21 protein-coding genes and 1 riboswitch are annotated in these 21,416 nt (G+C 43.6%); of the genes, 5 read left to right on the forward strand and 16 right to left on the reverse strand.

What is annotated here, in order from left to right; all coding sequences use genetic code 11:
• The first annotated feature begins 398 nt into the window (after positions 1 to 398).
• Positions 399 to 851 carry an RNA recognition motif domain-containing protein gene (locus tag OCU90_RS16640; protein ID WP_004736687.1) on the forward strand — a complete coding sequence of 151 codons (453 nt, stop codon included), beginning with the start codon at positions 399 to 401 and terminating at the stop codon, positions 849 to 851.
• On the opposite strand, the gene murI is transcribed toward OCU90_RS16640, so the two are convergent.
• Genes murI through btuB form a run of 3 tightly spaced genes read right to left on the reverse strand, consistent with a single transcriptional unit; the run spans position 814 to position 4,212 of the window.
• On the reverse strand, positions 814 to 1,620 hold the full coding sequence (gene murI / locus OCU90_RS16645) for a glutamate racemase (protein WP_061025687.1): 807 nt from the start codon (positions 1,618 to 1,620) through the stop codon (positions 814 to 816). The genes OCU90_RS16640 and murI overlap by 38 nt on opposite strands.
• Before the next feature lie 60 nt (positions 1,621 to 1,680).
• Positions 1,681 to 2,346 carry a Dph6-related ATP pyrophosphatase gene (locus tag OCU90_RS16650; RefSeq protein ID WP_061025654.1) on the reverse strand — a complete coding sequence of 222 codons (666 nt, stop codon included), beginning with the start codon at positions 2,344 to 2,346 and terminating at the stop codon, positions 1,681 to 1,683.
• A 48-nt stretch (positions 2,347 to 2,394) separates the two neighbouring features.
• Positions 2,395 to 4,212: a TonB-dependent vitamin B12 receptor gene (btuB, locus tag OCU90_RS16655; protein WP_061025657.1), complete on the reverse strand. Its 1,818-nt coding sequence runs from the start codon at positions 4,210 to 4,212 to the stop codon at positions 2,395 to 2,397.
• 40 nt (positions 4,213 to 4,252) lie between these two features.
• Positions 4,253 to 4,456: riboswitch (cobalamin riboswitch) on the reverse strand.
• Between the two features lie 155 nt (positions 4,457 to 4,611).
• Between btuB and trmA the strand changes: the two genes are divergently transcribed.
• Positions 4,612 to 5,721 (forward strand): tRNA (uridine(54)-C5)-methyltransferase TrmA, encoded by a 1,110-nt coding sequence (trmA, locus tag OCU90_RS16660; protein ID WP_017104715.1) that lies wholly within the window; start codon positions 4,612 to 4,614, stop codon positions 5,719 to 5,721.
• An 86-nt stretch (positions 5,722 to 5,807) separates the two neighbouring features.
• On the opposite strand, the gene OCU90_RS16665 is transcribed toward trmA, so the two are convergent.
• Complete coding sequence (locus tag OCU90_RS16665; RefSeq protein ID WP_004736696.1) at positions 5,808 to 6,179, reverse strand: YijD family membrane protein; 372 nt, start codon at positions 6,177 to 6,179, stop codon at positions 5,808 to 5,810.
• The gene (gene fabR, locus OCU90_RS16670; RefSeq protein WP_004736697.1) at positions 6,179 to 6,820 is read right to left on the reverse strand and encodes an HTH-type transcriptional repressor FabR; all 642 of its coding nucleotides are present in this window, start codon (positions 6,818 to 6,820) and stop codon (positions 6,179 to 6,181) included. Before fabR ends, OCU90_RS16665 begins: the two co-directional genes overlap by 1 nt.
• Positions 6,821 to 7,147: 327 nt before the next feature.
• Here fabR and sthA point away from each other — a divergent pair, with 327 nt between their 5' ends.
• Complete coding sequence (sthA, locus tag OCU90_RS16675) at positions 7,148 to 8,548, forward strand: Si-specific NAD(P)(+) transhydrogenase (protein ID WP_004736699.1); 1,401 nt, start codon at positions 7,148 to 7,150, stop codon at positions 8,546 to 8,548.
• A 212-nt stretch (positions 8,549 to 8,760) separates the two neighbouring features.
• Here sthA and dinF read toward each other — a convergent pair whose 3' ends face one another.
• From dinF to OCU90_RS16695, 4 genes are all read right to left on the reverse strand, one after another.
• The gene (dinF, locus tag OCU90_RS16680) at positions 8,761 to 10,116 is read right to left on the reverse strand and encodes an MATE family efflux transporter DinF (RefSeq protein ID WP_181359983.1); all 1,356 of its coding nucleotides are present in this window, start codon (positions 10,114 to 10,116) and stop codon (positions 8,761 to 8,763) included.
• 117 nt (positions 10,117 to 10,233) lie between these two features.
• Positions 10,234 to 11,112 carry a class I SAM-dependent methyltransferase gene (locus OCU90_RS16685; protein WP_029404910.1) on the reverse strand — a complete coding sequence of 293 codons (879 nt, stop codon included), beginning with the start codon at positions 11,110 to 11,112 and terminating at the stop codon, positions 10,234 to 10,236.
• A gap of 97 nt (positions 11,113 to 11,209) precedes the next feature.
• Positions 11,210 to 11,830, reverse strand: a complete 621-nt coding sequence (gene lexA, locus OCU90_RS16690; RefSeq protein WP_004736702.1) for a transcriptional repressor LexA — start codon at positions 11,828 to 11,830, stop codon at positions 11,210 to 11,212.
• 94 nt (positions 11,831 to 11,924) lie between these two features.
• Positions 11,925 to 12,287, reverse strand: coding sequence for a diacylglycerol kinase (locus tag OCU90_RS16695; protein ID WP_004736703.1), 363 nt, complete (start codon positions 12,285 to 12,287; stop codon positions 11,925 to 11,927).
• Positions 12,288 to 12,507: 220 nt separating this feature from the next.
• Here OCU90_RS16695 and plsB point away from each other — a divergent pair, with 220 nt between their 5' ends.
• Entirely contained in the window at positions 12,508 to 14,931 is a 2,424-nt protein-coding gene (gene plsB / locus OCU90_RS16700; protein WP_061025659.1) for a glycerol-3-phosphate 1-O-acyltransferase PlsB, read from the forward strand.
• A 101-nt stretch (positions 14,932 to 15,032) separates the two neighbouring features.
• Here the strand turns inward: plsB and ubiA are convergent, their stop codons facing one another.
• Together ubiA and OCU90_RS16710 are read right to left on the reverse strand one after the other, a co-directional pair.
• Complete coding sequence (gene ubiA, locus OCU90_RS16705) at positions 15,033 to 15,887, reverse strand: 4-hydroxybenzoate octaprenyltransferase (protein WP_061025661.1); 855 nt, start codon at positions 15,885 to 15,887, stop codon at positions 15,033 to 15,035.
• Complete coding sequence (locus OCU90_RS16710) at positions 15,888 to 16,430, reverse strand: chorismate lyase (protein ID WP_004736706.1); 543 nt, start codon at positions 16,428 to 16,430, stop codon at positions 15,888 to 15,890.
• A 162-nt stretch (positions 16,431 to 16,592) separates the two neighbouring features.
• Here OCU90_RS16710 and OCU90_RS16715 point away from each other — a divergent pair, with 162 nt between their 5' ends.
• A complete protein-coding gene (locus tag OCU90_RS16715) occupies positions 16,593 to 17,000 on the forward strand; it encodes a flagellar basal body-associated protein FliL (RefSeq protein ID WP_004736708.1) in 408 nt (135 codons plus the stop codon).
• A gap of 88 nt (positions 17,001 to 17,088) precedes the next feature.
• Here OCU90_RS16715 and glpG read toward each other — a convergent pair whose 3' ends face one another.
• The 5 genes from glpG to ftsE form a co-directional block, all read right to left on the reverse strand.
• Positions 17,089 to 17,934 carry a rhomboid family intramembrane serine protease GlpG gene (gene glpG / locus OCU90_RS16720; protein WP_017079821.1) on the reverse strand — a complete coding sequence of 282 codons (846 nt, stop codon included), beginning with the start codon at positions 17,932 to 17,934 and terminating at the stop codon, positions 17,089 to 17,091.
• A gap of 58 nt (positions 17,935 to 17,992) precedes the next feature.
• On the reverse strand, positions 17,993 to 18,313 hold the full coding sequence (gene glpE / locus OCU90_RS16725; protein WP_004736711.1) for a thiosulfate sulfurtransferase GlpE: 321 nt from the start codon (positions 18,311 to 18,313) through the stop codon (positions 17,993 to 17,995).
• Positions 18,314 to 18,735: 422 nt separating this feature from the next.
• Complete coding sequence (gene rpoH, locus OCU90_RS16730) at positions 18,736 to 19,593, reverse strand: RNA polymerase sigma factor RpoH (protein ID WP_026012297.1); 858 nt, start codon at positions 19,591 to 19,593, stop codon at positions 18,736 to 18,738.
• A gap of 177 nt (positions 19,594 to 19,770) precedes the next feature.
• Entirely contained in the window at positions 19,771 to 20,739 is a 969-nt protein-coding gene (gene ftsX / locus OCU90_RS16735) for a permease-like cell division protein FtsX (RefSeq protein WP_061025663.1), read from the reverse strand.
• Positions 20,726 to 21,403, reverse strand: a complete 678-nt coding sequence (gene ftsE, locus OCU90_RS16740) for a cell division ATP-binding protein FtsE (RefSeq protein ID WP_004736585.1) — start codon at positions 21,401 to 21,403, stop codon at positions 20,726 to 20,728. Before ftsE ends, ftsX begins: the two co-directional genes overlap by 14 nt.
• Positions 21,404 to 21,416 lie beyond the last annotated feature (13 nt).

Here is a 21,416-nt window from a genome sequence, read left to right on the forward strand (position 1 = left end):
CACACAGATTGATAGGTTTAAATTGTTAAAGAGCGCTAGCGTTTTGTGATTTACATCTCAGCCACTAGGGGTGCGTACTATACCTGCACCACTTAGAGAGTCAAGGGTTATTTTCAACTCCTTTTTCTCTACCGATTTCGCTGTGTGACTTTCGTCTCACTCCGTGTCGGTGAGGCGGCATTATAGAGAGATCGACATAGAGCACAAGGGCTTTTTTGAATAAAAGTTTTGTTCGCCTAAAAAGCCACCAGATCCGCATTTTTCGAATAAAAACTAAACATTTGAGACGTATCACAGCAATACATTGGCAAAATGGAAACCATGAACGTAAGATTCATGTATCTATTTTGTTAAGAGTAGATGCGTCTATTTCGTTTATTAATATGTAGTATTCCGATATGAACTCAAAAAAATCGATGTTGTTAATTGTCGCACTAGCTGTTCTAGGTGGCATTGTTTTCTCTCAGGTAGATATATCGCCTGCAATTACCTTTATCCTTGGTGTCTTGGCTTCCGCTTTTGTTGTTAACTTTTCAAGCACCGACTCAAAATCAGATTCAGAACCTAAGGCATCAACAAAAACACTTTATGTAGGTAACCTTCCATACAAAGCGAATGAATCACACGTACGTGAATTATTCTCAGAGTATGGTGAAGTATTTGCAGTACGCTTAATGAAAGACAAACGTACTGGTAAAAGAAGAGGCTTTGGATTTGTCGTAATGGCTAGCAATGATGTGAATCATGCTATTTCAGAACTTAACGATAAAGATTACATGCAACGAACTTTAAAAGTGCGAGTTGCAAATGATCCTAAACATCCAGAAACGGACGAAGCTGAACTGAGCTAAATCCTAACTGCTTTAACATGCTATTTAGTGCACTTTCTTTCTTAGGAAGTGCACTACAAAAAACCTCGCGCACTCCCCCTTCTTTATTACCACTTTCCAAATCCAATAAATCTTGAACTCGCTTCGCAATCGCTTTACCGGAATCAACCAATAAAACACTCTTACCTAAGACTTGTTGAATCTCAGATTTTATCAGCGGGAAATGTGTGCATCCTAAAACGGCCACATCGATTGTATTGATCATCGGTTGAAGGATTTGCTGCAACTCTTCAAGGTCAATCGCCTCACCTCTGAGTTTATCTTCGGCCATATCCACCAGCCGAGTAGAACCTAAAAGCTCGACTTTTTTATTACTAGAGAAGTTTTTGATGAGCTCGTGTGTGTATTCACGAGTAATCGTTGCAGGTGTTGCAATCAGACCAACGGCTTTATTGGCAAGTAGGGATGCAGGCTTGATTGCCGGAACAACCCCGACAATTGGGATTGAGTTATTAGCCCGAAGTGTAGGTAAGACAATCGTACTTGCTGTATTGCAGGCTATCACCACAATATCAATAGCGTGGCTAGCCACAAAACTGGTGACGATGCTTTGAACTCTGTGGATAAGGACTTGCTGGTCGAGCTCACCGTATGGGTAAGCCTCGTTATCGAATACATAAGTATAGTTATGATTCGGTAGTAACTGGCTTATCTCTTTATATACGGATAGACCACCCACCCCAGAATCAAAGACCAATATGTTTTTTTGTAGACTATCCGACACAACGATTACCTGTAATAAGTTTCGCTGCAATGATACCCCTTCGCTTAGTTTTCGCCAATCCTCACTCTATATAATGCAAGCTTGATAACGTTGATGAACAAAGCGCTCACCTTGCTCTACATTTTCTAGGTCTATCTTGAGCTTACCTCTAAAGCATGGCGCTGACGTCACTAAGGTATGGAACTCACCATCTTCGCCACATGGATCGACATGACTCGGTAAGCTGTCTATTAGGTCAAACGTGTATTCTTTCCCGCAATAGCTCATGTCTAATGCATCGCTATCGACTGTGACAAGAAAGGTTTCGATTCCTCTGTCTATTATTTCACTCGCAAGTACCTGACTGCTCTCTCCCATTAGAGGAAATACACACTCCCAACCTGCTGGTTCTATATAGCTTCTTCGATAATCAGCAATGCCATTACAGAACATGTCTCCAAACGCGACCGCATCAATTGATAAGCCAGAACCTTTAAGTGCGGAGACAATAGTACTTTGATAAATCTCATTACTAGGGAACACTTCTGGAAGCTCAATCGTGATTAATGGTAAACCGACTAATTGCGCCTGCATTGCAACAACATCAATCGGAGTCACTTGGAAAGGAACCTCATCTCCAACATATGTCGTATAGAGAGCGACAACTTCATATTCGGAGCTTTCAAGTAGACGCTCCAGCGTTAATGTCGAGTCTTTACCTGACGACCAACTTATGACGACTTTCTTTTTCATTGATATACCCAATAAGAAAAAACCGCCCGGAGGCGGTTTAGGTGTAAATTAGAATTGGTAAATAGCATTTACGTAATATGTACGCTCTGGAGATGGGTATCCACCAGCTGTCTCATACTCTTCATCAGTCAAGTTATCTACTCGACCATTTAAAGTAAGGTTTTCATTCGCATAGTAGTTAACTGACACATCAAATAAACTATATGCTGCAAGATCTTCAGATAAGTCAGGTCGCTCACCTACGTATTGGTAACCTAATGAAACATCAACCTCATCAAAACTAGCTATCGCATTATACTTGTAGCTCTCTTTGGCGCGGCGGACTAGCTGCTCACCTGATTGGTCTTCAGGATCTTGAAAATTAGCGCTTACTTGATGGTTAATAAAGTATGTATCAAAACCTACGACAATTTCCACACCACGCAATTGGCTTTCACCATCAGTGTTGTAGTACTTACTCGTCGCATAGTTATAATCAATCAAGTCTTCGACATTAGTATCATATCCAGTAATCGACCAATCAACGCCTTTAATTAGGCCACTAAAAGTCAGCTCTACCGAATCAGCTTTTTCCGCTTCTAGCTGCTCATTACCGTAGTAGCTATATAATTGATACAAGTTAGGCGCCTTGAAGGATGTACCATAAGCTGCTTTAACAACAAGCCACTCCGCATAACGATAGCCTAACCCTGTGTTATAAGTAGTTTCGGTACCAAATTGCTCATTATCATCAACACGAAGGCTCAGCTCACCAAACACTTTATCCGCATCTGCGTTTAGTGCTGCGAAGTATGCAACGTTAGTTCTGTCATATTCAGTATTTGATGGTTTTACAATGTAAGCTTCATCTCGCCAATCAACACCACCACTTAGAGTTAGTGCTGAAGCCACTTTGTATGAGTTTACCCACTGTAGGTTTAACTGCTCAAGTTCATCAGATGTTGCCGATGCTGAGTTTTTACCTAGAGATTGCTCGTAGTTCCAGTTGTCTTGGTTCTGATAGTTAATAAGGAAATCTGACTTGAGTTCACTACCGCTAAATTTAACGCCAGCGGCAACCGTAGAGTTTTGAACTTCAGCTTCTTTATATGAATGAGCAGTACCGAATGAACCATCGTACTGAGAGATCGTTTCAAACATTCTGAAGTTCGCGAAACCACTCCATTGCTGATCAAAATTATGTACGTAGCCAATTAGCGCGTTGCGTGATTCAAATCCATGACGGTCTCCATCGTTTACACCTGGTAATGGGTGAACGTTGTAACCCTCATCAGAGTCGTAGCCAACGGATACGTTCAAGTGACCGTTTTCACCAACCTTATTACCACTAACAAAGCTAAGCTCTTGATAATCTAAACTTCCCAGCCCCGCACTTACTGCTGTTTCTTCATTGTCAGAACTCGCAACTGTAATGATATTAATAACACCACCGATCGCCTCAGAACCATACATTGATGCACGAGCTCCACGAACATATTCCACTCGGTCAACAAATGTGATTGGTAACTGACTAAAATCGACACCACCCTTTGCTGCTCGAGCAAAACGAATACCGTCAATTAATACGAGAACCTGATCAGAGTTAGCTCCTCGAACAAAGATCGAAGCTTGTTGGCCTCTACCGCCATTCTGTGTAACTTGAATACCCGTTAATCGTTTGAAGACATCAGTTAATGACTTAGCTTGAATACGAGCTATATCTTGACGTGTCACAACCTCAACTTGAGCAACAACACTTTCGGTGCTTTGCTCAAAACGGTTAGCCGTAACCACCATAGTTTCATCGGCAGATGCTTCTTGGGCGTGTAAATTGGAGATAGGTGAAAGTAGCGATGCTACAGCAACCGCTAAAAGGGATTTGTTCATGTTGTGATCCTAAATCGCGTAAAGTCCTACCAAGCCACATTGTATGGCTTAGCCGCTGGCAGGTATTCGGACTCAAGAGCACAACCTTATGGTTTACCTCATATTCGACTTCCCACAAAAAGCTATTTGCAGTGTCTTTGAATACTCGTTCTCTCTTACCGCTGCGCGTCAGTTCTGGATTTACACCAGATTCCCTCTTCAGCCATCTATACATCCAAATGGCACCAGCTTGCGGGAGATAGTATTAACCTATGAATCATTTGTCTAGTCTAAGATAGTTATAAGCTATAGTTTTCATGCTCGATTTACATTGAATAGCTCTCAACACTGGACAAGCGCCTGTGATTGAATAAAATCTGCGCTCTTGATTTAAAAGCACGACAGCAAAAAGGCATAACAATGGCGAATTTAGATGTAAACCCGCAACGCTACCAAGAACAACTAGCAGAAAAGACTGAACGTCTTACTGAAATGTTCTCACAATACGATGTGCCTGAGTTGGAAGTGTATAAATCTCCAGAACAACACTACCGCATGCGTGCTGAATTTCGCGTGTGGCATGAAGGTGACGATATGTATTACGTCATGTTCAATCAAGAGACCAAAGAAAAATACCGTGTAGACCAGTTCCCAGCAGCTAGCCGTCTTATCAACGATTTAATGCCTCTACTAACAGATGCAATGAAAGACAACCACTCTCTACGCCACAAGCTATTCCAAGTAGATTTTCTTTCTACGTTGAGTGGTGAGATTTTGGTATCACTGCTTTACCACCGTCAATTGGGTGAGCAATGGATTCAAGATGCTAAAGCACTGAAGCAGCAATTGAATGATGAAGGTTTTAACCTAAACCTGATTGGCCGTGCGCGTAAGATGAAAATCGTCCTTGATCGCGACTACGTAATTGAAAAGCTAGACGTGAATGGTGACAGCTACATTTACCAACAAGTAGAGAACAGCTTTACTCAACCAAACGGTAAAGTAGCAGAGAAAATGCTTGAATGGGCTGTCGACTGTACTCAAGACAGCAAAGGTGACTTATTAGAGCTTTACTGTGGCAACGGTAACTTCTCATTAGCTCTGGCACAAAACTTTGAGCGTGTACTTGCAACTGAGCTAGCGAAGCCATCTGTTGAGTCTGCTCAATACAACATTGCGGCGAACAAGATTGATAATGTTCAGATCATTCGTATGTCTGCGGAAGATTTTACCGTAGCAATGGAAGGTAAGCGTGAATTCCGCCGCCTACAACAAGCAAACATCGATCTAAAGAGCTACAACTGCAACACTATCTTTGTTGATCCACCGCGTTCAGGTATGGACGTTGATACTTGTAAAATGGTTCAAGGCTACGAGCGTATCATGTACATCTCTTGTAACCCTGAGACATTGAAAGAGAACCTAGACATTCTAAGCGAAACACACGACATCACTCGTTTTGCTCTATTTGACCAGTTCCCTTATACGCACCACATGGAAGCCGGTGTATTCCTAGAGCGTAAAGCGTAAGTCTCGCTATCTAGGTCGAAGTCGAAGCTAAACAGCAGATACAAAAAAACGAGCCAATTGGCTCGTTTTTTTATTTATACGTTGGTTTAAGCGGTTTTACCGATAAAGCCTAGTTTCTTACCTACCCAAGCGAGCAGTAGCATCGCGACGATAATCGCGAAGAAGTTTGATCCTGCATCAGGGTGTTGTGCTTTCACAAAAGCCGAATGGCCAAATGCACCTACAAAGAAACAAGCTAAACCCACTAATGGAATATCTTCAGATACTGGATTAGTTAGGTATTCTTGGTAAAGCGCTTGTACAGCCAAAACTAAAGCAATCAATGGGAAAATAGAGAAGCCCACTTCGCTCATTGTTACCCAAGATAACAGTGCATCACCACACACACCTGCAACAACAGCAAGTACGAGTGTCTTTCTTTCAGAACCACGGTTTACAGTATTATTTTCATTCGACATTATTCAATCCCGCCTTTTAATCGGTTACGTTCACGTTCTTTACGATACCAAAAAGCACCTTTGGCCATCATTCGCAATTGCATGATCAAGCGATCAGCCAATTCATCTCGCTGACGTCGATCTAAATCTAATGCTTCTGCCCCTGAGTTGAAGACCAAAATGACGGAGGCTTCAGCTTGAGTAAAAGCTTCATCTCGTGTCATGCCAGTCGTTATCAAATATTCGGTTAACTCAGCAGAGAAGTGCTGTATCTCACGAGCTACCGCAGCACGAAACTCAAAAGAGGTTCCTGAGCGCTCTCGCAATAACAGTCTGAATACGTTTGGGCTGCTTTCAATGAACTCCATAAAGGTTTCAACCGAGGTACGAATCACACTGCCTTCTTTTACTATGCGTTGCCTAGCTTGACGCATTAGCTGACGCAACAGTAAGCCACCTTCATCAACCATGGTTAAGCCAAGCTCATCCATGTCTTTGAAATGACGATAAAAGGAAGTCGGCGCTATTCCAGCCTCACGAGCAACTTCTCTCAAGCTTAGGTTGGAAAAGCTACGATCGGCACTGAGCTGGCTAAATGCTGCGTCGATTAAGCTGCGACGAGTTTTTTCTTTTTGCTGCGCGCGAATGCCCATTGGTTTCATACTTTATCAAACTCTTCTTTTACAGCCTAAACAGGCATGCCTAATACTCTGTTCAATATAACGCGAATCACATATTTATATAAGGCACTCTGGTTATATAAGACACTAAACACACCTCTTTGTTCACGTACCGAAGTAAATACGTTCGAAGAAAAAATTTCAATATCCACACTGTCATTTGGAGACATACGACATACCAAATATTATTTTTTCGATAACACTGCGTGATCCCACCGACTCTCTGATGCCCTTTTCATGTACCCAAGAACAGAATCAGTTAAAATCTCGCTAAAGCAATGTTAATCAAATATAACAAGGAAGATATCTATGCCGCACTCCAACCACTTTGATGTAATCGTAATTGGTAGTGGCCCCGGAGGAGAAGGGGCAGCGATGGGATTAACCAAAGCCGGGTTGAACGTTGCAATCATTGAAAAAGAGAGCAGCGTTGGTGGTGGTTGCACCCACTGGGGAACGATTCCTTCAAAAGCGCTACGTCATGCAGTAAGCCGCATCATTGAATTCAATAGCAACCCGCTGTTTTGTCAGAATAATAAAAGCATTCACTCAACGTTCTCCAACATTCTGGGGCATGCTAAGTCAGTCATCGACAAACAGACTCGATTGCGTCAAGGCTTCTACGACCGTAACCAGTGCACATTAGTGTTTGGTACTGCGCGTTTTATCGATACTAACACTATCTCTGTAATGCAGAGCGATGGTACTGAAGAACATTACAGCGCAGACAAATTTGTTATCGCAACAGGTTCTCGCCCTTATCAGCCAGACAACGTCGACTTTCTGCATGAACGTATCTACGACAGCGACTCGATTCTTTCTCTTAAACACGACCCTCAACACATCATCATCTATGGTGCTGGCGTTATTGGTTGTGAATACGCTTCAATCTTCCGTGGTTTAGGCGTTAAAACCGATCTTATTAATACTCGCGATCGCCTGTTGTCATTCTTAGACAATGAAACCTCGGATGCTCTGTCTTATCACTTCTGGAACAGCGGCGTTGTTATTCGTAACGATGAAACCTTTGAGAAAATTGAAGGTACTGACGATGGCGTGATCATTCACTTAGAGTCTGGTAAGAAAATGCGTGCCGACTGTCTACTGTATGCCAATGGCCGAACGGGTAATACTGACAAGTTGAATCTTGGTGCCGTTGGCTTAGAAGCGGACTCTCGAGGACAAGTATCAGTCAACAGCAACTACCAAACCAGTGTTGAACATGTTTACGCTGTTGGTGATGTGATTGGTTATCCTAGCCTAGCAAGTGCTGCTTATGACCAAGGTCGATTCGTGGCTCAAGCCGTGGTGAAAGGTGAAGCAGAACGACACCTTATCGAAGACATCCCAACAGGTATCTATACCATTCCTGAGATCAGCTCTGTCGGTAAAACAGAACAAGAGCTTACTGCGGCTAAAGTACCTTATGAAGTGGGACGATCTTCATTCAAACACTTAGCTCGTGCTCAAATCGCAGGTAAAGATATTGGTAGCTTGAAGATACTTTTCCATCGTGAAACTAAAGAGATTTTAGGTATCCACGTTTTTGGTGAGCGTGCTGCTGAGATCATCCACATCGGTCAGGCAATCATGGAACAGAAAGGCGAAGCCAACACCATCGAGTACTTTGTGAATACGACCTTCAACTATCCAACAATGGCCGAAGCTTATCGCGTCGCAGCGCTGAACGGACTTAACCGTTTGTTCTAAACAAAGAACCAATAGGACTATTTGACTACCTGTAGGCCAAATACATAAACAGCAAGCCATGAGCTTGCTGTTTTTATTTAAACTACTGAATTATATAATCATGCTAGCAATTAGATCATGGTGTTCCAAATGCCACTTTACCTGCACAGCTTCTCTTTTTCGCTCCCTGAACTAATCTATCTAATCTATCTAATCTATCTAATCTATCTAAGCTAAGCGAGAAACTCCCCTTTCTTCCACTGAGAGATAAATAGAACACCAAGACCAATGCCGCGCATTGCCATAAAGCTCAACATTGCTAGCCACAGCGCATGGTTCTCTAAACCTGATGCTAAGTAGAAAATCGCAAAGAAACTGCAGGTGGCCACAAACATACTGTTACGCATATCTTTGCCTTTGGTAGCGCCCACGAAAATCCCGTCTAGCAAGAAGCACCACATAGAAATGAGCGGCATCGCAATCAGCCATGGCAGATACACCTCAGCCTGACTCTTAACCTCTGGAATTGTAGTAATCATATTAATCAAACTAGACCCAGCAATCGCGAACGCTATGGTCAGTATCAAACAAATATTGAAGCTCCAGAAGAAAGTGCCAATCAAAGACTGATTTAACTCTTCTTTATCTTTCGCGCCAATCGCCTTTCCGACCATAGCTTCCATTGCATAAGCAAAACCATCCATCCCATAAGAGATGATCATCAAGAAGCTCATCAATACCGCATTGGCCGCCACCACATCATCACCAAAGCTTGCGCCTTGGAAGGTCATAAAAGTGAAAGTCGCTTGCAGACACAGCGAACGCAGAAAGATATCGCGATTCAGTTTTACGAAACGACTCAAACCTTGGCTGGTTTTCTTAAGCAACTCCCATGGAGATGGCAGTTGCCTCTTCATCCAGATTCGATAAACACAAATTAAGCCAAACGTTAGACCCGCATAGTCCGCTATCACCGATGCCAATGCCGCACCTTCAACTTGCCAGCCGAGGCCAATCACAAATACGATATCTAAAACAATGTTGGTGATATTAGTGATAATCACCATCCACATTGGCGCTTTGGCATTTTGGGTTCCGAGCAACCAACCTAACAGCACAAAGTTAGTTAGCGCAGCAGGTGCACTCCAGGCACGGATAGAGAAGTACTGCAGGCCATAATGTTTGACTTGCTCGCTGGCACTGCTCAATGAGAAAACCGCATCCGCAACAAAGCTGTGTAAAAGCAAAAAGACACCAGCAAACCCTAAGGCCATAGTCACGCCTTGCACAAAGACTAAACCAAGCTGCTTACCATCATTCGCACCATAAGATTGCGCGGCCAATCCAGTCGTCGACATACGCAGGAAACCAAGCAACCAGAAGGTCACACTGATCATGGTGCCGCCTAAGGCCACACCACCTAAATACCAAGAATGCTCTAGGTGACCGATAACTGCAGCATCAACTAAGCCCAGCAGTGGAACCGTAATATTAGAGAGAACCATCGGGATCGCGAGCAATAGCACTTTTTTGTGCATCGCCTGATTGGATAGCGTTTGAAAAATAGTTTGGGGATTAAATAGCTTCACGATCACCTCTTTGATTAGAGGCGATAGTTTAACCTAGTGGGTGGGCTTTCACTATGTTGTGGGGTTTTACTTATCTTGATACGTCTATTCAGCTACCTGCAAACAAAGTCGCTAGCACTACCACTTAACAAGCACTAACTGTGGCGTTAAGCGCTTTTTGACCTGAGAAATCTTACACAGTAATCGCTGCCACAATTTCCAACGATTGCATTGTTGATCAAGTGGAGAAAACGCTTTTACCCATTGCGCCCATGGCAACCAATTAAGAACACTGTCTACTGGAGAAGATAAGCCATGTGCATATTTTCCTGAACCAAGCTTTTGCCCCAGAGCACTAGAGCTTTTGTCTCCAGCTAACACTAAACACGCGTGTGCATGAGTAAAGTAACGACTCAATGACTGAATAAAATATGCAGTTTGTTGTTCATTGCAATCAAGCAAAGCATGCTCGCACACCACCATCACTGAGGCTTGTTCTGGGATGTTGAGCTCATCTAACCAAGTCAGATCGTCAACCGAACCACACTCCAAACGGTAGCGCTCATTCTTGTGAAACAGGCGTTGGCGCCAAACTAGATTTTCAGTTACATCCAATTCAACCCAATGACAGCGGCCATTATCTAAACGGTAGAAACGAGTATCGAGGCCTGCCCCAACATTGATAATCCAAGCATCTGGGTTATGAGATAGAAATTGTTGAACTTGAGAGTCACAAAGCTGAGTCAATGTTGCGTAGAGAAGTTGTTGTTGGTCGAGTTCACCAGTAAGACATTCTGGTGCTAATTGGCAGCGCTTGCAGGCTTGAGCTGCGATAGGGTCATAGACTAGGCCGTCATCGGCAAGGCTTTCGCGGCTGCGAAACCAAAGATGTTGAACGAGATCCGTCGGAACTTGGAATTCCTGATGTGCAGACCCTTGATCAAAAGGAGCCTTTTGAACAGAAGAGCGCGGCTTAGGAATAAGCGGCTTTATTTGAGGTTTGGTTGGATTTGGCATCATCATCTTCCTTGTATCTCGACAAAGAAGATGATAATGAATATCAATTACAATAACAAGTTATTGAGAATAAATATCAATAAGCTGTTTGTACTGATTACATCCAGTCCGTGTTGCGGATAATACCAACAGCCAGCCCTTCAATAGACAAGTGTTGAGATTCTAGATCGACATGGATTGGAGAAAACTCTTCATTTTCAGCGTGTAACAGCACCGTTGAACCTTTACGTTCTAGGCGTTTTACCGTTACATCATCATCGACACGAGCCACGACAACCTGACCATCGCGGACATCTTGTGTTTTATGAACAGCTAATAGATCACCGTCCATAATACCGATGTCTTTCATACTTTCGCCATTTACACGAAGTAAGAAGTCAGCTTGTGGTTTAAACATGCCTGGATCAACTTGATAATGCATTTCTACATGCTCTTGAGCCAAAATAGGCTCACCAGCGGCAACCTGACCGATTAGTGGTAAACCTTGCTCTTCATTCGCTGCATCTTCAAGCAAAATACGAATACCACGAGACGCACCCGGGATAATCTCAATCGCTTCTTTACGAGCAAGAGCTTTTAAATGTTCTTCTGCAGCATTAGCAGAACGGAAGCCAAGTTCGCGCGCGATTTCTGCACGTGTCGGTGGCATACCGAAATCTTCGATCTTACTTTTGATAAGGTCAAAAACTTGTTGCTGGCGGGGCGTTAACGGCTTCATGATTCACCTGTCTTTTTATACAGTTGACTGTGAGTATATCCAGTAACTGAACAAAAGCAAAGCAATTGGTTGTTTTTAGTTCATTTTTAGCGAATTACAAAAACAAGATCTCTAGCCACACGTAACCCGCTAATACTAAACAGATAAAAACTGCAGCTGAGCCAACATCTTTCGCCATCCCAGAAAGCTCATGATGTTCACTACCGATTCGGTCAACGACCGCTTCAATCGCGGTATTGATCAACTCGACAACCATCACCAACACGACGGCTGAAATCATCAAGATTCTCTCAACTTGGCTTACATCTAAGTAAAACGCCAACGGAATAAGCACTGCGGCCATGAATACTTCTTGTCGAAATGCCGCCTCGTTTTTAAACGAGCTCGTGATGCCTTGCCATGAAAAGCCCGCCGCTTTCACGATACGTTTGAATCCGGTGTTTGATTTTTTGGTCATTTTTAACCCTATACTCAATCAGTCGATGAATGATTTTCCACAAACTTAACGGCAATATGACTATTTCCATTAAAAGGTTAGACCAGTTTCTGGTATTCTTGCATCGATTAAATTTACGCCTAGGCTTATCCCTATTTCACTCACAGGATTTATCCTTTTCATCATAGAAATAGAGATACGCTTGAGCACATTGAAATAACTATTGAGGCAGTGAACCTATATGTCTTCTGGACAATCTTTTTCACGTTCATTAATGAAGCTACCTTTATCCGTATTGGTAAAGGGCACATCAATTCCTTCAAACCCTGTTGAGGATTTGAACATTGATTTGAGCAAACCGATTGTATACGCCTTACCGTTTCGCTCAAGTGTAGACATTCTTACATTGCAAAAACATGCACTTGAATTAGGGTTACCTGATCCGTTGAGCAAGCTTGAAATCAATGGCAAATCACTGCAACGCTACGTTTTTATCTCTTCTCGCAAAACTCTACTGCAAGACGATGATTATGTACCAAGCTCATCAATTGAAGTCTTCTCTGAGCTGCTTTCACTGCATGCTGAAGACTCTGATCTCGACGTTCAAGTTATCCCTGCTACTGTATTGTGGGGTCGTAAGCCTGGTAAAGAGAATAACCAGAAACCTTACCTACAAGCAATGAACGGCTTAGAGAAATCAAAAGCGGTATTACTGGCAGGTCGTGACTGCTTGGTTCGCTTTAGTCCTGTGGTTTCTCTGCGTTACATGGCTAACTCACACGGCACCGACAACACCATCGCACACAAACTGGCGCGCGTGGCACGTATTCACTTTTCTCGCCAAAAACTGGCAGCATCAGGTCCTAACCTGCCAAGTCGCCAAGCTCTGTTTGACCGCCTACTAAAATCTGAAGCGATCAAGAAAGCGATTGAAGATGAAGCACAAGCAAAGAACATCTCGATCGAGAAAGCGAGTAAAGAAGCTCAAGACATCATGGACGAGATTGCTGCGAACTTCTCTTATTCGCTAATCAAACGCGGTGAGAAGATTCTTGGTTGGTTGTGGAATAAGTTGTACCAAGGCCTGCATATCAGCAACGCTTCAACCGTTCGTAAGCTGGCTCAAGATGGTCACGAGATCGTTTATGTGCCTTGTCATCGTAGTCACATGGATTACTTACTACTTTCTTACGTGCTTTACCACGAAGGCATGGTGCCGCCGCATATCGCTGCGGGTATCAATCTGAACTTCTTCCCTGCCGGTCCTATTTTCCGTCATGGTGGTGCGTTCTTTATTCGTCGTAGCTTCAAAGGCAACAAGCTGTACTCGACTATTTTCCGTGAATATCTGGCGGAATTGTTCGCCAAAGGTTACTCGGTCGAGTATTTCAGTGAAGGTGGTCGCTCTCGTACAGGTCGCCTGCTACAAGCTAAAACCGGCATGTTGGCGATGACTATTCAGGCTATGCTGCGCGGCATGAACCGTCCAGTGACGTTAGTACCTGTGTACATCGGCTATGAGCACGTAATGGAAGTGGCGACCTACGCAAAAGAACTTCGTGGTAAGCGCAAAGAAAAAGAAAATGCAAGCCTAGTGATTCGTACGCTCCGTAAACTGCGCAATTTTGGTAAAGGCTACGTGAACTTTGGTGAGCCGATTCAGCTTAACCAATATCTGAACGAGCACGCTCCAGAGTGGACTAAAGATATCGATCCAATGGGAACCAGCAAGCCACAATGGATGAATCCAGTGGTCAATGACCTGGCAACCAAAATGATGACACACATTAACGATGCGGCAGCGACCAACGCACTAACACTTTGTGCAACGGCGTTACTGGCTTCAAGACAGCGTGCATTGTCTCGTGATTCTTTGGTTTCTCAGATCAACTGTTACCTGTCTCTGCTTAAGAACGTACCTTACTCTGATACATTTACGGTACCAAAAGACAGCGCTGATGATCTGGTAAAACACGCTGAATCGCTGAACAAGTTCCTAATTGAATCAGACTCAATGGGCGACATCATTTCGCTAGACCGTCACCAGTCAATTCTGATGACCTACTACCGTAATAACATCATTCATTTGTTTGCTCTACCATCATTAATTGCTCAGATGACCATTCGTCAGCACGGCCTAACCATTGACACGATTCAAGAGAACGTTGCTGCTATCTACCCGTTCTTGAAGAAAGAGTTGTTCTTAAGCTACGACGAAGATCAGCTTGAAAGCGTGGTGGCGAACATCATTGAAGAGCTTGTTGGCCAAGGTATGCTTGTAGTGTCGGACAACCAAGTCACCATCAACCAGTCAAACAGCCAAGCACTGATGCTGTTAGGCCGTACGATTTCAGAAACGCTACAGCGCTACTCTATTGCTTTGAACCTATTGGCAGAAAACCCTGATCTGGATAAATCTGATCTTGAGCAGAAGAGCCAAGACATCGCACAACGACTGGGACGTCTACAAGGCATTAATGCACCAGAGTTCTTCGATAAAGGTGTGTTTGCGTCGATGTTCGCAACTTTGAAACAGCAGCAATATTTGGATAACGATGGTAACTGCGATTTAGAAAAGACTCAGCAATTCGCTAAGCTTCTTTACTCAATGCTTTACCCAGAGGTCCGTCTGACGATTCAAGAGAGTATTCACCAAGCAGAGTAACCGCTTGGTTAGCAATTACGTTAATCGCTAGACTGAACACGATCAAAAAAGGCACCCATTGGGTGCCTTTTTATTGAGCGTTCGTTTAGCAAAACTCATGCTTACCAGAAGGTAATAAATAAGCCTGCTGTCACTACCATTCCAACATAATTGTTGTTTAGGAAAGCTTGGAAACATAAATCTCGATCACGGTGGCGCATCAGATGTTGTTGATACACAAACAAGCCCCCCACAACCAGCAGTGCCCAATAAAAGGTATCTCCTAATTGGTAATGCATGCCTAACGCTATTAGCATCGCCAGTGTTACTAGCTGTAAGAAGCCAACAATAAGCTTGTCGAAACGACCAAATAGAATAGCCGTCGATTTGATGCCAATTTTTAAGTCGTCATCTCGGTCAACCATTGCATATTGTGTGTCGTAGGCAATCGTCCACAACGCATTGATAATGAAAATAAACCAGACCACACTAGGTAGCTCATTAGTTTGCGCCGCCCAAGCCATTGGGATAGCCCAACTAAACGCTAAGCCGAGGAACAACTGTGGAAGGTGCGTAAAACGCTTCATAAAAGGATAAATGAAGGCTAAGCCAACACCGATAACAGAAAGCTTAATCGTCAGCGGATTCATGGTTAACACCAGTAAGAATGAAACCATGGCTAGCACTAAAAAGAGCAGAATAGCTTCCTTACTGGAAACCAAACCGGAAGGTAATGGGCGCTGCTTAGTTCGTTTTACATGACCATCCACTTTACGGTCAGCAAAATCATTAATCACACAGCCAGCTGAACGCATCAATACCACGCCGAGTACGAAAACAACCAAGACATCAAAATCAGGCATGCCTTGCGCAGCAATAATCAGAGACCATAAGGTCGGCCAAAGGAGTAATAAGGTACCAATCGGGCGATTCATTCGCGTTAATTGCCAATACGCCTTCGCTTTGGTGGCAAACATTTACACACTCTCCTTAGAGTAAATGGGTGATGTTGGCAAAAACAGTTCTGCCACAAGCATCGGTTTATGGTTCATCCATAATCGAGAACGACGCGCGAGCAGTCGCTCATCGCCAGCGATAACCCAACCGACTTGCAGCGCATCTCGCTCCACGTTCTCAGCGCTGAACACGGTTAAACCAAGTGGGACATTACCTTGTTGAGAAAGGTCAGAGTGCTGATGATCTTCTAATGTGACTCTAGGAATCAAGGTTCGCCCTAACACCCACGGCTCATCATCACCCTTCAAAATCACTTTACGCAGTAAGCAATCAAACGATGATAAAAGAAGTTCCTCGTCCTGTTGTAGCATTGAGCGTTCTACAACTTGATTATGAAGCAACTCAACAGACAGGTGCTGACAGCTCTTGCCCAACTTGCGGGAAAGAGAACCTTGCTCCAAAAGCCACTCTCTGGTGATTTTATTAGGAAAATCAAATGTTTCTGTGCTTTGCCAATCTACATTCATTAACGAATTAAGATACAGCGATATTGGCTGATTCATACTAGTATTCAATAGGTGACTTTACACGTACAATAAAGCTTCAACTTTCGAACAAAATTAAAGCGTTCTTCGAATTGTAAACGTATTTAGATTTAGACCGCTCATTGTAACAAGACTAATGCGTTTCGAATATCGCGAATAAACTAAAGAAAAGTCACAAATATGCACAAACGTTATGTAGCCCAAATATTTCTTGCGATTACCCTACTCTTTTCAGCATCAAGTTTCGCTGAAGAGGAATCAGCACCCAAACTAGCCTACTTCACGCTAGAGCCTGACCTGACCACCAATTTTTACACTAAAGGTAAAAAACTGGGCTACATTCAGGTTCGTCTCGATATTATGGTTGCGAATAGTAACGACTTGGCAGCCATTGAGCACCACCAACCACTGATTCGTGATGCTGTGATTGAATTGCTCGGTAAACAAAACGAAGAAACCATTAAGTCTCTATCTGGTCGTGAAGATTTAAGAAAAACCTTAGTTGAACATCTCAACAAGGTATTGCTTCCTGAAACAGGCAAAACCCTCATTGCTGACCTACTGTTTACCAAATACCTTTATCAGTAATAATGGTGTAAAAACGAATCCAAATAAAAAAGCGGCTCATCTGGCCGCTTTTTTTTGTCTCTATTATTTAACTACTGCCAAAAAGCATCTACTCGCTTCGTGCTGAACTCGGTGCTTTCATAGCATCAATCCAACCAATAATGACACCAGCGGCTAGGCCAGCCAAATGAGCGGTGTTTGCAATGGCCATGAATGGTTGCATGTACCCAAGCACTAGCCACACCAACATAAAGCCGACGATCTGTCTTGGAATGCCTAAACCAAGCTGAGGGGCTTTTGCACCCACCACCCATAGATAACCAACCAAGGCATACACAACACCAGACAAACCACCGAAATTCGCCCCTTCAACCCAGTACTGCCCAGCACCTGAAAGCGCAGAAGAGACAGCAAAGATCTGAAGTAGCTTGAGGCTACCTAGTTTTTTCTCAATATCCCCACCTAACTGCCACCACCACAAAATATTAAATGCGATATGCATAACAGAGAAGTGCAGAACAGCATGACTTAACCAACGCCACAATTGCCATTGTTGTCCGTCAACCGCAGGGAAATGTAGGGCGTTGAAAATAGCTTGACCAAAACCGACTTGCTGCAGTGCAAAAATCACCACACACACCAACATCAGGCTGAGTGTCACGGGGCCCGCTTTGGCTTTTATCATGCCCATGAAGCTTGGCGTGTGATAATGAAAGTTGCTCTTTCTGGTCTCTGCCATGTCCCAAGATGCTGCTTGATAGCGCTTATGATTGGGTTCCGACAGGAAACGATTGAGCTCGGCCTCGGTTTCAACCTGATATTGACCCTCAAGAAGCCAAAGAGCAAAACGCCCTTCTCCCTCAGGTGACATCTGAATAGGGATCTGACGAGAGGCCATATAATCAATAAACGCTTGAGCAAGACGTGGATTGTCTAACACCATCAATCTAATCATTGTTACTTCCTATTCATGCTATGAGAGATGCTTGAAGCGGTTCAAGTGATAAAGGCTATTAACCCGCGATCACTGGAAGTTCAGCACGATGCCAAGCTTCAAATCCACCATCAACACTATATACCTCTTCAAAGCCTTGGTTCACTAAATATTGTGCCGCACCTTGGCTACTAATACCGTGATAACACATCACTAAGATTGGCTGTTCGAACTCAACCTCATCCATGAACGACACCATGGTATCGTTAGTAAGATGGTAAGCGGTTTTTGAGTGAGCTACCGCAAAAGACTGCGGGTCACGTATATCGACAAGTCGAGCTTCGCCTTGTTCAATAAGGGCTTGAGCACCTTTAACATCGATATGTTTAAACTGGTCCATGACTTTCTCTTTTATACTGATTTACTTTGCTGCCATTGTAACCTATCCCAAGGCTAACAATCACATCCACTTAATAAGGTTATCCACCAGCGATCACTTTTACACCATTTGTGGATAAACCTGTGAATTGCGTGAATAAAGTGCTTTTTTAAAAATAGATCCACAACATGTAGTAATGATCCTGATCTAGCTGTGGGTTACTTAAAACATATCCCCACTGGAAAAACCCCTTCAAAGCCTTACTACACCCTGCTTTTAGACAGCTGACGAATAAACTTCTCACAGAGTTATCCACAAAATCACTTTGCAAATTTCGATCGCAAAAATTGAGAAATCGATCCAAAACAAAAAGGCCGAGATCTCTCGATCTCGGCCTTTTCAAAATTCAGCTATTTGTTAGCTCTACTAGAAGCTAGATGCTATTAGAAATCGCCAACGGCTTGTTTCAATTTCTTCATCGCATTCTTTTCTAACTGGCGAACACGCTCTGCAGAAATGCTGTAGGTATCCGCTAAGTCTTGCAATGTCGACTTGTTATCATCCAACCAACGTGAGCGCACAATGTGCTGGCTGCGTTCGTCTAAGCTCTTCAATGCGAGTCCTAAACGATTATTGGTATGAGATTCCCAGTTCGCCGCTTCAACCGTTTCTGCAACGTCTGACGCTTTGTCTTCTAGGTAGTAAACTGGAGCCGTGTAAGCAGAACCACCGTCATCGTCATCCATCGGGGCTTCAAACGTAGCGTCTTGTGCCGCTAAGCGAGATTCCATTTCACGAACTTCTGAAGGCTCAACACCCAACTCACGTGCAACCGTCTCAACTTCGCCGTTATTGAACCAACCTAAACGCTTTTTAGACTTACGCAGGTTAAAGAACAATTTACGTTGTGCTTTCGTTGTTGCGATCTTAACGATACGCCAGTTACGCAAAACGTACTCATGAATCTCAGCTTTGATCCAGTGAACAGCAAAAGAAACTAGACGAACACCAACTTCTGGATTGAAGCGCTTAACAGCCTTCATCAAGCCGATGTTACCTTCTTGGACGAGATCAGCCATTGGTAGCCCGTAGCCAGAGTAGCCTCTTGCAACGTGTACCACGAATCTTAGGTGGGAAAGGATCAAGCCTTTCGCAGCGTCGATCTCACCTTTGTAATGTAATCGCTCTGCAAGTCCACGTTCCTCTTCAGGAGTCAGCATAGGGTAGCTGTTCGCTGAGCGGATATAGCTATCTAAACTATCTTGTGTGACTAAAGCCATTTGATACGCTTGGTTTGCCATTCGGTTCCTCATCAATCTCTGATCTGGAGTAATACATCTATTAAAACCCGACAATCTTGAACCTAAAATGAACAGGTTTCAAGGAGGGGGAAGTAATTATGCATAATCAATTCTTCTATACAAGGCAAAAACTGGTTAAGAACTGCCTATTTTTCGTATAAATATGACTCTATTCACCTAAACTGGTTCAATTTCTTTTAGGTGACGCTGTGCAGAAAGCTTCGCAGCCACACTACCAAGCAGGGTTCCGACGATCAAAAGTAATAAAGACTCATCCCAACTCAGGCCAATTAAGCGGAAATGGCTATCATAAAGCTGAGCCAAATCATCCACTGCACTGTTGAGCAATACGGTAATCAATGCCGTCATTACCCAAGCACTAATCGAACCTAAAACGCCAAACCACATCCCAGCATAAAGGTATGGTCGAAGAATGTAGCTGTCGGTAGCACCAATCAGCTTCATGGTTTGAATCTCATCTTTATGCGCCAACACATTAAAGCGTAATGTATTACCAATAATCAAAAATACCGCGCCCAACATCAATACCGTTAGGGTAATAACGATGACCGCTGCTAATGCTTTGATCGCATCTAATCGAGCTAACCAATCTTCGTCTAAACGAACATCGGTCACGAGCTCTTGTTTTTTAACGTTGCTTGCTAATTCTTTGATTAAGACATCACTGTGTACGCTTGGCGTAATCACCAACACACCTGGCAATGAATAGTCATCTAGGATAGTCAGGGCATCTTCAAAACCAGAATATTGGCTTAGATCCGCAAGCCCTTGTTGCGGTGAAATGTATTCCACCAGCTCGACTTGATCCCAACTTTCAATTTCATCCTTAAGCACCATTACTCTCGGCTCAGGAATACCATCCTCTACATAAGCACTTATTTGTGACGGGCTGGTGACATCTTGAGCCACTTCACCAACGTTCTTGCCCAGTAGGTACAAACAAGCTGGCATCGCTAAAGCCATTGAGATCACCGCAAGGGTCAACAAGTTGCCCAACGGACGTTGCCACATTTGCGAGAACGATGACTTAGCTTGTTTCCAATGAACAACAAAGAAACCGTCGCTCGAAGCCCGGTTTGCTACTCGATTGGATTGAGGTTTCTTAATGCGCTTATTCGCGGCCATAGTCTTCAACCTCACTCAAAAAGCCTTGGTTTAATTCAAGATGACGGTACTGAGGGCGAGTGTTCACTAACCCGATATCGTGCGTCGCTAGGATGATCGTGACACCTGCGCGGTTGAACTCTTCAAACAAACGTAATACACGGTTAGATAATTCAGGATCGAGGTTACCGGTCGGCTCATCCGCTAAAAGCAGAGTTGGACGGTTAACCACAGCGCGAGCGATACCCACGCGTTGCTGCTCACCACCAGAAAGCTGGCTTGGCAAACAACGGGCTTTGTCTAGTAAGCCGGTTTTATCCAACGCAGCACTGACTCGGCGTTTTATTTCATTTTCAGAAATAGATTCAATACGCATAGGCAGTGCGACGTTATCAAAAATCGAGCGATCCATCAGTAGGCGATGGTCTTGAAAGACAATCCCGATGTTACGACGTAAGAAGGGAATGTCTTTAGCTGGAATACGAGTGATATCGTGATCGTTAAACCAAACACGTCCGTCAGTTGGACGCTCGATGGCGCAGATCAACTTCAGCAAGGTACTTTTACCAGCGCCAGAGTGCCCACCCAAAAAAGCCATCTCTCCACGTTTAAGGTGAAAGTCCACTTTTTGGAGCGCTTGTCGTCCGCCTCGGTAGGCTTTGCTCACTTGCTGAAATTTGATCACCGAAAATTCCTCT

The organism is Vibrio splendidus (assembly GCF_024347615.1).
GTDB classification, from domain to species: domain Bacteria; phylum Pseudomonadota; class Gammaproteobacteria; order Enterobacterales; family Vibrionaceae; genus Vibrio; species Vibrio splendidus.